The 12,693-nt window shown below is 66.3% G+C and carries 10 protein-coding genes; all 10 read left to right on the forward strand.

Going from position 1 to position 12,693, the window contains the following annotated elements:
- Window positions 1-140 precede the first annotated feature (140 nt).
- Window positions 141-1,019 (forward strand): hypothetical protein, encoded by an 879-nt coding sequence (locus E3T50_RS06020; protein WP_134551034.1) that lies wholly within the window; start codon window positions 141-143, stop codon window positions 1,017-1,019.
- Between the two features lie 14 nt (window positions 1,020-1,033).
- Entirely contained in the window at window positions 1,034-2,182 is a 1,149-nt protein-coding gene (locus E3T50_RS06025) for an acyltransferase family protein (RefSeq protein ID WP_134551035.1), read from the forward strand.
- 41 nt (window positions 2,183-2,223) lie between these two features.
- On the forward strand, window positions 2,224-2,760 hold the full coding sequence (locus E3T50_RS06030) for a YdcF family protein (protein ID WP_166784216.1): 537 nt from the start codon (window positions 2,224-2,226) through the stop codon (window positions 2,758-2,760).
- Between the two features lie 214 nt (window positions 2,761-2,974).
- Window positions 2,975-4,405 carry an O-antigen ligase family protein gene (locus E3T50_RS06035; protein ID WP_134551037.1) on the forward strand — a complete coding sequence of 477 codons (1,431 nt, stop codon included), beginning with the start codon at window positions 2,975-2,977 and terminating at the stop codon, window positions 4,403-4,405.
- Window positions 4,406-4,491: 86 nt separating this feature from the next.
- Complete coding sequence (locus E3T50_RS06040; RefSeq protein WP_198417955.1) at window positions 4,492-5,529, forward strand: glycosyltransferase family protein; 1,038 nt, start codon at window positions 4,492-4,494, stop codon at window positions 5,527-5,529.
- Window positions 5,526-8,453: an oligosaccharide flippase family protein gene (locus E3T50_RS06045; protein ID WP_134551039.1), complete on the forward strand. Its 2,928-nt coding sequence runs from the start codon at window positions 5,526-5,528 to the stop codon at window positions 8,451-8,453. The genes E3T50_RS06040 and E3T50_RS06045 overlap by 4 nt, the downstream gene beginning before the upstream one ends.
- A complete protein-coding gene (locus E3T50_RS06050) occupies window positions 8,450-9,667 on the forward strand; it encodes a glycosyltransferase (RefSeq protein WP_134551040.1) in 1,218 nt (405 codons plus the stop codon). Before E3T50_RS06045 ends, E3T50_RS06050 begins: the two co-directional genes overlap by 4 nt.
- The gene (locus E3T50_RS06055) at window positions 9,664-10,713 is read left to right on the forward strand and encodes a polysaccharide pyruvyl transferase family protein (RefSeq protein ID WP_134551041.1); all 1,050 of its coding nucleotides are present in this window, start codon (window positions 9,664-9,666) and stop codon (window positions 10,711-10,713) included. The genes E3T50_RS06050 and E3T50_RS06055 overlap by 4 nt, the downstream gene beginning before the upstream one ends.
- Window positions 10,710-11,726 (forward strand): glycosyltransferase family 2 protein, encoded by a 1,017-nt coding sequence (locus tag E3T50_RS06060; RefSeq protein ID WP_134551042.1) that lies wholly within the window; start codon window positions 10,710-10,712, stop codon window positions 11,724-11,726. The genes E3T50_RS06055 and E3T50_RS06060 overlap by 4 nt, the downstream gene beginning before the upstream one ends.
- A gap of 237 nt (window positions 11,727-11,963) precedes the next feature.
- On the forward strand, window positions 11,964-12,693 hold a 730-nt coding region (locus tag E3T50_RS06065; RefSeq protein ID WP_134551043.1), incomplete at its 3' end, for a hypothetical protein.

Raw genomic sequence — 12,693 nt, forward strand, 5'->3', positions numbered from 1 at the left:
GTTGGCCGGCACAATCGTGGCAGGTCGCCATCCTCAGACTGAGCGCAGTCTGGCCCACGCCGCAGCGTTCCCCGCGCACGATCGAGCCAAGACAATACTCGAGTTGGACGTCATCGATTCTGTCTGCTACCTTCTCCAGCATGGATCGTCGAGGGTTTCTCACGTTGTCAACTGCTGGCGCAGCCACGCTCGGTTTCGGTGCGTTCGGTGCGCCCGCCGCTTTCGCTGCCACCGCTCCGAAGCTACCCGGAGAGGTGTCGCGCCTGTCAAATGTGCTCACCCAGAAGGGCAGGAACCTCTACGACAATGTCGAAGTGGACATCGGCGGCGATCGAGCACGTCTGTTCATCCCGCAGTCGATCTCGATGAAGTCGGCAGCCTCGGTAGGTGCGGTGTGGTTCTATCACGCGGCCTCCAGCTCGCACAACGCGCTCAACGGCGGCTTCAAGTACCCCGGCGAACTTGTCGTCGACCAGAACACCATTGCCATCTGCATCAACGCTGGCGGCACCCAATACACAAATTCCATCGCCACGACCGCCCAGAAGAACGCTTGGACGTACCTGAACTCGCTCTACACCGTGCGCCGCAACTTTCTCCGAGCCACCTCCTTTGGCGGATCTCTCGGCTGCTACACCTACGGCAAAAAGCTCATACCGTACATTCGCGGCCTGTACATGGTGAACGGACTCTACGACAACGAGTGGCTCTACGCCTACGACACCAAGAACCAGGCGCGCGTGGGTGATGCCTACGGCAACGATCTCACTTTGATCAAGGGCACCAACCCGGCACGCATCAGCGCTACACCGTGGACCAACAGCCGGGTCAAGGTGCTCGTCTCCGATAGCGCACACCCCGACGACGTTGTCGTGCCCAGCAAGAACGGCCTGGCGTTGATCGCCAAGATCGCGTCGGTGGCCGCCGACACCCAGGTCATGTACCACACGCTCGGACACGAGACTCCGGGCTTTGCCCACACCGACATGATCAAAACCTTCTCGCAGTGGTCGGTCTAGCCGGGAGGTACTGAGTGAGCACAGGGGCAGCGGTCGAGCGAACCCGGGTCGATTGGGTCGACGGCGCGAAGGGCATCGCCATTCTGCTCGTCGCCCTCGCGCACGCGGTGCAGTGGACGGTGCTTTCCGGCCTCGCCCCTGAGCTGTGGAACAAGATCAACCTGGTCTTCATCGTGTTTCGCATGCCGTTGTTCTTCCTGGCCTCCGGTCTGTTCGCCGCCTCGATCATCAGACGCACCTGGCCCACACTCTGGCGCACCCGGCTGAGCCTCCTGGTCTGGGCGCTGCTCCTCTGGACGCTCATCCGCTTCGGGTATTTCTCCCTGTTCGCAAATCCTGCCGGCTTCGACGAGACCAACCCGATCGACCTGCTGCTCGCCCCGGTGCGGCCCAGCAACGGCCTCTGGTTCCTCTACGCCCTCGCCCTGTTCTTCGTCGCCGCCAAACTCATGAGCAACCGCGTCGACTGGCGGGTGCAAATCGGCGGCGCTGCCATGCTGTCGGTATTGTTCTTCGCCCGCGCCGACACCGGCAACATCGCCTGGAACGGCATCGGTCGCTACTTCTTGTTCTTTCTGCTCGGTTGCTATCTGCGGGAGTGGATCCTCTCCTTCATCGACCGGCCCAGCCGCTTCGGCGCCCTCGGGCTCGGCCTCGGTTTCGGCGTGGCGTTCCTCGTGCTGGCCGGCGTCATTCTCACCGTCGACGCGGGGATGCCGTTCATCACTGGCACACTGGTGCTGGTGAGCCTGCTCGCCCTGGGCGCTGGCCTTCTTGTAGCACGATTTCTGGTCGGTTATCGGGCAATGACCTGGCTGTCCTACGTCGGCCGCAACACTCTGCCGATCTACGTCGTTCATGTTCTGTTCGTCTCGGCCCTGACCAGCCTGCTGCTTCTCGCGCGCGGCCAGACGTGGCTCGACCGCCTCGGCCCAGCGCTCCCCCTGCTCGTGGCCGGTGGCGCGGTCGCCGCCTCGCTGCTGGTCTGGCGCCTCGTGCGCGACCTGCCGGTGCTGCGCTACGGGTTCGCCGTGCCGACCTGGTTCTCCGGTCGTGCGCCGGCGAGGGAGGTGGCGGCGAGGGAGGTGGCGGCGGGGACCGCAGCATCCGTTTCAGCGGCGTCAGCAGATGCAGCAGAGCCGGTGCTGCCGCGCAACGAGTGACATCGCCCCACCGATCTGCCCGGCGTCGGCAGCGCGCGCTCGTGGTGGTCACCGGCCTGGTACTGCTGACCGTCGGCCTGCTGGCCGTCACCACTCGAACCGTCATGTTTCCGCGGGAAGACCAACCGATCCCCGTCGATGTCATCGTGGTGCTCGGTGGGCTCGGCAGCGCCGCTGTTGTTCAGAAAGCCGTAGCTCTCGCCGAAGCCGGCTACAGCGGGCGCATCCTGATCTCGGACGCCTTCGGCAGCGATACCCGCCCGGCGCATCTGTGTGCACGCCCGGTGCCGGTGCCGGGCACGGCGATCCAAGTGGAGTGCTTCCGCCCGCACCGCACGTCGACCAGCGGCGAGGGCGAAGCGATTGCCGCGTTCGCGATCGAACGCGGCTGGAACCGGGTGATCGTGGTCACCTCGAGCTATCACGTGAGCCGGGCCCGGGTGCAGATCGGCCAGTGCTACGCGGGCACGCTCCTAGTGATCGGCGCCCGGCAGCCGATGGATCCGCTGAAGTGGGCCTACCAGTTCGTCTACCAGGATGCCGGATTCGTGAAGGCCCGGATCGCGCCCGCCTGTTGACCCTGGCCGGCGGCGAACGAGTCGACCGGCAGGGAAGATTCCCGTTTCGACCGCCTGCGGCTGTGCAACGATCCGCCCAAATGATCGTTTTCCAGCGCCAGGCTGGCGCTGAGGAAAAATCACGTGTTATCGTTGCGGCTATTCGCAGCGTGCTGCGTTATCGCTTCATCCACTGCACCATCCGACTGCGCCATCACCCCCGAAGAGGCGGCCGATGTTCAATTCCACCCAGCGCCGATTGCGCAGCACGCCGGTCGCTATTGTCGTGCTCGCCGCCGTGTTCGTGCTTGTGGCGAGCGCTGTGCTGCCGCGATTTATTCCTACACTGGGCATCACCGTGATTTTGCTCGCGCTGCTCGGCGTTGCCGCGGTGCTGATTCTGTTTCTGCTGCCGGTGCACATCCTTCCTGCGGTCGCTCTCGTCGCGTTCGCGCTGATTCCGTCCCGTCTTCTACCGCAGGACGGTCCGATCGGCGCCTTGCCGATCACCACCATGATCATCGTCATCTGGGCATTGCGGCGACTGCTGCCGGCGAAAAAGGATGCCCGCACCGCGACCCCACCCGCCCCCTTCCGATCGGCCACCCGCTACTTTGCGCTGCTCTTTTTAATCTGGACCCTGTTCACCCTCGCGCGCACGACCGATCTGCAGGCGAGCCTCGGCTGGATGATCAGTTTCAGCGCGGCCGTGCTACTGCCGCTCTGTATCGGTGCCAGTACCCGCGAGGCCTACTGGATTCGCCGGGCCTGGCTGCTGCTCGGCGCCTGGCTCGGCGCCTATGCCCTCCTCGAGGGTTTACTGCGCTTCAACCCGATCTGGGGCGGCTTCTTCACCGCGCTCGGTCTCACCGACCATCAGCACTGGTCGGTGTATCGGGCGGACGCGTCATTTGGGCATCCGCTCTTCGCGGCTTTGTTCTTTGCCGTGGCCTGCGCCCTCGCCGTTGGCATCTGGCTGCAGGAGAGCTCGAAACCGGCCCTCGCCGCGGCCGTGTTCAGCGGGCTCGGGCTCGTCGCTACCGTCTCCCGCGGGGCGCTTCTCTCCGCGGCCATCGCGATCGGCTTCGCCTACACGGTGTCGCTCGTCTTGCGAGGTGACAAGCGTTGGGGCAAATTCGCCCTGCTCGCAGTATTCATCGTCGCCGCCGTCGTGGGGCTGTTTCAATTCGACGCCTTCACCGCCCGCAACAACTCCCTCGAGGCCGAGTTGTCGTCGCAAGCGCGCGACCTGGGCGTCTGGGTGTCGCTGCAGGCCGCGAATCTGACTGGCTGGATCGGGTCAGGCCCTGGCACCTCGGGAATCACCGGGCGCCTGTTCGACGACGTCACCATCGAGAACTCGATGCTGCAGTTGCTCATCAGTATCGGTTTGCCCGGACTGGCGCTGTTCTTGCTCATGATCGGCTCGGCCATCGCGCACGCGCTGTCACGTCGGGCGGTCGGAGCGGCAGCTGCCCTGGTGGCATACTCGGTGTGCATCGCCGGATTCAACGCGATCGACGCGCTACGCCCGATGCACCTGCTGCTCGGCTGCCTGCTCATTCTCGCCCTGAATCCGACGCGAGAAGATGCCGCCCCGCCACTCGAACCTGCCGTGCGTCACGCGTTATCTGCACGCCCCAAACGGGGGTATGCGCGGCTCTAATGCGTTCGCAGATCGCACGCTACGCTAAGCCGACAGATTCTCAGGTTCTTGCCGAACATTACAACCGGCCCGTGAGGAGTACTGGTGTGACGAAAATCAGCGCGACAAGTATCACCGTGTTGCAATCACTCAGTGCGCCCGACGGCACCACGCGGTACGTCAACCAGGTGGTCGAAGGCGCACCCGATGCGGTGACCATGCGTTTCTTCTCCTGGCGCACGGCACTGCTCGGTCACTATGACATTTTTCACGTGCACTGGCCCGAGTTGCTCATTCGCGCGCCGCGACCGCTGAAGGCCCGGTTGCGCCGCGGAGCGCTCTACGCACTGCTGCTGCGCGCCCGACTGCAGCGCATTCCCATCGTGCGCACCGCACACAACCTGACTCCACACGAAGCCGGCCACGACGCCGAGACCCGTGCGCTCGACGCGCTCGACGCCCACACGGCGCTCGTCATTCGCCTCAACCCGACCACACCGGTGGAACCCGAGTCCCGAGCGGTCACCATTTTGCATGGCCACTATCGTGACCGTTTCAGTGGCATGCGCCGGCCGGATACCGTACCAGGGCGCATCCTCTATTTCGGGTTGATCCGACCGTACAAGGGTGTCGAAACGCTGTTGCAGGTTTTTCAGGCGCTGCCCAGCCTCGACCTGTCGCTGCGCATTGTGGGTCGACCATCGAGCGGGCTCGGCGAGATCATCACCACCGAAGCCGCGCGGGACGCACGCATCAGCTCGGCGCTGCGCTTCGTTTCCGACGACGAACTGGTGGTCGAGGTCGGCGAAGCCGAACTGGTCGTGCTGCCGTATCGCGAAATGCACAATTCCGGCGTTCTGCTCGTAACGCTCTCGCTTGATCGGCCGGCGCTCGTGCCATCGACACCGTCGAACCGGGCCCTGGCCGACGAGGTCGGCGCCGACTGGATCTATCTCTACGAGGGCGAGCTCACGCCCGAAATTCTGCGCGACACCCTCGAACGGACGCGCGCAGCCTGCTCCCACCCGCAACCGCGGCTCTCCGGGCGGGATTGGAAAACGCTCGGCCTGCAGAGCTATCGAACCTACCTGCAGGCCCTGCAGCTGACCGGGCGCACGGTGCGCGACGTGCGGAGTATCCGATGACCGCGACGATTCCGCCTCCCTCCCCCGACATCCCCGAGAAACCCCGCTCGACGGCAGGCCTCGGCCGCACTGCCGGGCGGGGCGCGTCAACCACCCTGGTCGGCCAGCTCATTCGCATCGGGGTGCAGCTCGGCGGTATCGTCGTGCTCGCGCGGCTGCTCACTCCGAGCGACTACGGGCTGGTCGCGTCAGTCGCCGCGATCATCGGCGTCGGCGAGGTGCTGCGCAACTTCGGGTTGTCGTCGGCCGCCATACAGGTGCGTGACCTGAGCCGCCACCAGAAGGACAACCTGTTCTGGATCAACAGTTTGATCGGGCTCGCGCTCATGCTTCTCGCGGTGCTCTGCAGCCCGCTGATCGCGACCCTGTACGGCGACGATCGGCTCGTCCTCCTCACCCAGGTGCTCGCCGGCTCGTTTCTGCTCAACGGCCTCGCGACGCAGTTTCGCGCGCACCTCAACCGCAACTTTCACTTCGTCGCCCTGGCCGGGTCGGAGATCGGAGCGCAGGTCGGCAGCCTGGTCATCGGCATCGCGATGGCGCTGAACGGCTTCGGATACTGGGCTCTGGCCGGACAGCAGATCAGCCAGGGCCTTCTCACCATCATCATTCTCATCCCGGTCACCCACTGGTTTCCCGGCTGGTATCACCGCAAAGCGCCCATGCGGCACCTGATCATGTTCGGATCGAATCTCGCCGGCACCCAGCTGCTCGGCTATGCCAGCCGCAATACCGACACGATCGTGATCGGCGCGACGCTCGGCGCTGGCCCGCTCGGCCTGTACAACCGGGCATTCCAGCTGCTGCTGTTGCCGCTCAACCAGATCAACGGCCCGTCCACCCGGGTGGCCCTGCCGGTCCTGGCCCGTCTGCAAGACGACCCACCCAGATACGACCGATTCATTTTGCTGGGGCAGACCATCATGCTGCATGCGGTCACCATTGTGCTTGCATTCTCCTGCGCGCAGGCCCTGCCCATTATTAGCATCGCCCTCGGCAATACCTGGCTCGGCTCGGCCCCGATTTTTCAGATTCTCGCCATCGCCGGGTTCTTCGAAGCGGCCGCCTACGCCACCTACTGGGTGTTCCTGTCGAAGGGCGCCACCAAGCAGAACCTGTATTTCGCCCTCACGACCCGGCCGCTGCTCGTCGCGTTCGTGCTGCTCGGCTCCCTCTGGGGCGTCTACGGCGTCGCCGCCGGGTACTCGCTCGGTGTCGCACTGATCTGGCCGATGGGCCTGTGGTGGATCAGCCGGGTAACGAATGCCCCGGCCCGCGCCATGTTCCTGGCCGGCGTGCGCGCCATTCTCGGTTACGGTTTCGCGGCGGCGGTCAGTTGGGCCGCCGTGCAGTGGATTCCCATCGACCTGCCGTTCGCACGCGTTGCCCTCGGCGGGGTCGCCTTGCTCGCGGCGATCGGTGTCGTCACGCTGATCTGGCCGCGCTTTCGCCGCGATCTACGCTCGATCACCCAGGCCCGCAGCTTTCTGCGCTCCGCGAAGTCGTCGAGATCGTCGAAGTCGGGCACGACAAACCCGGCCATGGGTACCGATCAGCTGGCACCCTCCCGTACCCCCGCCCGCGCTCGAACCGTGGGTCGTATCCGGCTCCGCCTCATTCGCCGGCTGGACCGGGTCGTGCACGGGTTCGCCGCGGCATCGGCTCTGCCCTATCTGCGCGATCGCGCCGCGCTAAAACGAGCGACCGATCAGCTGACTCCGTTCGATGTGCGCAGCGAGCGCTGGCACGTGCTCGTTGCCCCGCCCGGCGAGGGTAATATCGGCGATCAGGCCATGGTCGAAGCATTCCTCGAAAACGTTCCTGGACCGGTGCAGGTGCTCGTGCGGCGGGCGGGCGACCTGCATATCCCGTCACAGCATGCCGGGCGAGCCCAGCTCGTTCCGATTCCGCACCTGATCTACGGAACGGGGCGAGTGCACCTAGAGGCCATGGTCGCGTTGGCCTCCGTGCTGGACGGCGCCCTGTCGCTGACCGTCGTCGGCGCCGACATCATGGACGGCGCCTACAGCGTGCGCGCTTCCTCGCGGCGAGCCGATGTCGCCAGCCTGGCCCGCAGCGTCGGTGTCGACGCGCGCATCCTCGGCTTCAGCTGGAACGGCCACGCCAACGTCGGGGTGCGCCGGTCGCTCGCCCGGGCCGGCCGGCTGGGGACCCGGTTGCAGCTGCGCGACCCGATCTCAAGCGCCAGAGCCCGAGCCGATCGCTTTCACAACGTCGTCGATGTCGCCGACGCCGTGTTCGCAGCCCGCACCAGCTCCGGTCTCGCCGCGACGGAATACCTCGGACCCACGCCAACGCCCTATGCCGTTGTGAACGCGAGCGCGCTGGTCGGCCGCCGTTTCGACCAGACCCTGGAGTATGTCCGCATCGTCACCGCGCTGCTGCAGGCGGGGCTCAGAGTGGTTTTGCTGCCGCACGTGGTGCGCACGAGTGGCGATGACGCGGCCGCCTGCCGGGCCGTGTACGAACGATTGTCCGAGGGTGAGGGCGCCGATTCCCGAGTTGTTCTAGTGAACCGACTGCTCAGCCCGGCCGAAGTGCGCGGGCTGTGCGCCGGCGCCGAGGTCGTGCTGTCCGGGCGCATGCACCTCGCCGTGCAGGCCATGTTCCATCGAGTGCCGGCCGTTGCACTATCGACCCAGGGCAAAGTCGCCGGCATGATGCGACTCTTCGACATGCCGGAGCTGTGTGTCGAGCCGGGGGTCGGACTGGCGGAGCGCATGGTTCCGGTGGCGCTCGCGGTGCTGGCCGACCGAGAGAGCTATCGGCACCGTTTGGCCGTGCGACTGCCCGAGATTCAACGCCTGGCCGCCCTCAACTTCTCGGTGCTGCCAAGCGCAGCGCGTTCCAGACCCCCTGCTCAGCGTCAGAGCCCGACTTCTCACAGACAAGGCCCCGCATGACACCCTCCTCAGCACCGCCGCCCGACTTCACGCGCGGGCGGCCCGCGCTCCGCCGCATCCTCTTTGTGATTCCCTCGCTGCACGGTGGCGGGGCAGAATTCGTGGCCCGCACCTGGATGGGCTGGCTCGCCGACCACGGCTACGAGGTGAGCGTCGTGCTCACCGCCGCCGAGGTGCGACCGGAATACCTGCCAAACGGGGTCGACGCCTACTCCCTCGCCGGGCAGCACGGCCACGTGCGGAAGGCCACCACGCTGCGCCGCCGCCTGCTCGACTGGCAGCCCGACGTCGCGATCGCCCTGCAGGCGCACCCGAATCTGGTGCTGCTGATCGCGGCCCGACTGGTGCCAGCCCGACTGCGCCCCCGGGTGCTGGTCAGCGAGCGCAACCTGGTTTCGCTCGGACTGCCGGAATCGAATCGTGCACACCGGGTGAAAATCTGGTTTGCCAAACGTCTGTATCGGTGGGCGGACCACGTGATCGCCATTTCGCATCCGGTGGCCGCCGAAATGGTGGCCGCTTTTGGGGTGCGCGGCGACCGCATCACCGTCGTGGCCAACCCGGCGACGGCGAAACTGCGTGGCACGCCGCGCGGGCAGGGCACGACGGGGGCGCACGCACAGGTGGGGGGCAGTGAGCTGGGCGGTATCGGCACGATCGTGACGCGATCGGAACGCCGCGCCGGATCGGCCAACGGCATTCAGATTGTGTTGGCTTGCCGGCTGGTGGCGCAGAAGCGTCCACTGCTCGCCATCGCGGCCGCCGCTGAGCTCGCCCGTCGCGGCATCGCCGTGGAGGTCGTGTCGTTCGGCGGCGGTCCACTTCTCGGCGACGTGCAGGCCGCGGCCCGGCAGGAGGACGTGGTCTTTCACCATCGCGGCTGGGTCGAGAACTGGTTCGACCACTGTGGTGACAATGCTGTGGCGCTGCTGACATCCAGCCGTGAGGGCTTTGGCAACGTGCTGGTCGAGGCGGCCGCGGCCGGGTATCCGGCGGTCGCCGTGTCGGGGGCGCTCGGGGTAGCCGATGCGATCGTGCCCGGCATCACGGGCGAGCTCGCGCTGTCCGCGAATCCGGTCGACCTCGCCGATGCCATTCTGCGGGCAGCCGACCTGTCGCTCGAACACATCGAACCCTGGCTCGCCCGGTTCTCGGAGGACGCGAGCGGCGGCGACTTGGAACGCGTACTCCTGCGGGTCGCGGAGCGCGCATGAGAATCTTCACATCGGCCATGGGCCAAATCGACAATGTCGGCGATACCGTGCTGCGGCGAGCCTTTCTGGATGCGCTGCGGGGTGCCGGCGAACTGCAGGTGTTCGTCGGAGGCAGAGCGGATTCGTACCTGAGCGGGCTCGGCCTGCACGACGAAGACCGGGTGTATCGCACCAGCGCCGAATGGCGACGTGAGATTGCGCGGTCGACGCTGCGGGAGGCATCCGTTTATGCCTTCAACGCCGGGGAGATGGAGCTGCAACGCGCCTACGCGCTGCGCTATCTGCGCATTGCTCCACACCTCGCTCTCAACCGGCTGCGCGGCGGGCACGCCGTGCACGCCGGGTTCGGAGTGCGGCAGAAGAGCGGATGGCGCTTTCCGGTTGCGGCGACGCTGCGCCTGTGCGACCTCGTGTCCTGGCGCGACGCGTACAGCCGCGGCACGATGGGGCTCGGCCGCATCGCTCCCGACTGGGCTTTCGCAACCGGGGCAGCGGATGCGGACCTGCTGGCGTCAACGCCCGACCGGCCACTCCTCGCCGTCTCGGTGCGCTATAACGGGCGCCGTCCCGCCGACGCGTGGCTCGAAGCACTGCGGGGTCTGGCTGACAGCCGCGGGCTCGACATCGTAGCCGTGTCGCAGATCGAACGCGACGGGCCGCTCGCCGAAGAATTAGCCGCGAAAGTCGGCGGCACGGCCCTGGTCTGGGACAGTCCCGACCATTTCGCGCAGGAACAGAAACTGCGCGGCATCTACCAGCGTTCGCTGCTCGTGGTGAGCGACCGGCTGCACGCCGCCGTGATCGGACTGACCGAGGGCGCCCTCCCCCTCGTGATCGCCGACGCGGGGCCGTCGAAGGCGGCCCGCACGCTCGACGCGGTCGGAATCAAGGGCACGACGATCGGCTGGACACTGCCGGACCCGGCGGCACTGGAGCGCCGGGCAAATGATGTCGTCAGCCGCCGGGAGCCGATTCTGCGCCACGTCGTCGAGGCCCGCGCCGCATTGCACGAGCTGACCGGCTCCATTCGAAAGCTCACCGCATGAACGGGGCGCACGCCGCCGGCCGGCCGGTCGTGAGCGTCATCGTGCCGGCTTACAACGCCGCCGAGTTTCTAGACGGTGCCATCGAGCGACTGCTGCAACAGACCCTGGCCGTGGATTCTGCGGCGATCGAGATTATCGTGGTCGACGACGGTTCAACGGATGCGACGGCCACGATCGGCGCGCGGGCGGCCACCGAGCACGCCTCCGTGCACTTTTTTCAGCAGGAGCGCAACGGCGGTGTCGCGCTCGCCAGGGCCCGCGCGGTGGCCGAGAGCCGGGGCGACTTTCTGTGGTTCGTTGATTGTGACGATGACTGGGCTGACTTCGCCCTCGAGAAACTCGTCGCGGCGGCCCGGTCCACCGGCGCCGACGTGGTCGTCTGCGGTGCAGAGTATGTCTACCCCGGTCAGCGGCGCCCGCTGGCCGCGCCGGCCCTGACCGGTCCGATCACCGGCGCGGAAGCATTCGGCCTGCTGCTCGACGGCGAGCTCACCGGTCACCTCTGGAACAAGCTGTTCCGGCATTCCCTCACCCAAGAAATTGAGTTCACACCGGCCCGGGTGCACTCGGATCTGGCCATGGTCGCCCAGCTGATCGCTGCGGCGGATCGGGTGGCATTCATCAGCGACGTGCTGTACTCCTATGTCGTGCGCGGTGGGTCGATCATCCGCTCGGGGTCGCGCCGGGCCGAGTCTCTGCTACTGGTTGAACAGGCCATCACGACGGCAGCCATCACCCTCGACACCCGCATCATCAGCTCAAACTCGTACGGCTACTTTCGGCTCCGCTACGTGCTGCTCTCCGGCCTGAAGGACGCACTGAACGGCCCGTACGATGACGAGGAACGCGACGCAATCGTCGCCGAGTTGCGATCCCGATTGACCTGGCGCCTCGTACTGCTCGCGGCACGTCGCCGCGACTGGAAGCGGCTCGCGCTGGCCGGTACGGCGAAGGTGAATATTGGGCTGCACCGCCGTGTGCTGCGGTTCGCAGCGGAGAAGGGTGCAGCCTGAGTCGGTAGTGAGTCGTATCGAACCCGCGGTACCAGCAGAAGAGGATGCCGCTGTCGATGTTGCTGGGCCCGCCATTCTGAGCATTTTCACAGGAAAGTGAATCGGATTCGACTTTGCCTCTCGGTAGGCTCAGCATCAAACGACCCGATGAATTGCCTGGCACGGCTTCACCAGCACCCGCCCCGGTCCGCTCACCCGCTGGCCATCCGCGAAGCCGACTCTCTGGAGGATTCCATCGTGGCCATCCCCCGCAGAGCCCTTTCCCGCAAGATCATCCTCCGTCGGCGCAGGAAATTCGTCCGCCACGCCCTGATCGCCGCCATCGCCTGTGCTGCCATAATCATCGCGGTAGGCGCTCCCGCGACCATGCTGAACCCGGGCAGTAAGGAGGCAGCTGCCGTGACCGCGCGCACCGTCATTGACAGTTCCTCGCCCAGGATCAGCTATAGCGGCACCTGGCGTAGTGCGCGCAGCACCGCCGATCGCGGTGGATCTGTGCGGTTTCAATCCAGTGCCGGCAGCGCGTCGATGACGTTTGAAGGGACCAGCGTCGCCTATATCACCCGCACCACGAAGGACTCCGGCAAGAGCAACGTCTCCATCGATGGCAAGGTGGTCACCAGTGTGAACGGGTATTCCGCCACCTCCGTGCATCAAAAGACCGCCTTCAGTATGACGAACCTGACGAGCGGCTCCCACACCATCACGATCAGCCGCACCGGCAAACGAGACGTTCGCTCGAGCGGCACCAAGAGCATCGTCGACGCTTTCGTCGTGAATGCTGCGGCGAGCCCCGCGCCCGCTCCAGCGTCCCCGCGTCCCCCGGCACCGGTGCGCGTACCCGCATCCGACACCCACCGCTACGCTGACTGCCCGGCCGCCACGGTCACCGTGACGACGGCCAGGGAGCTCATGGCGGCTGTCGATCAGGCCGGCCCCGGCACCGTCGTCAAGATGGCCCCCGGCA

The organism is Cryobacterium gelidum, from assembly GCF_004403985.1.
GTDB classification, from domain to species: Bacteria; Actinomycetota; Actinomycetes; order Actinomycetales; family Microbacteriaceae; genus Cryobacterium; species Cryobacterium gelidum.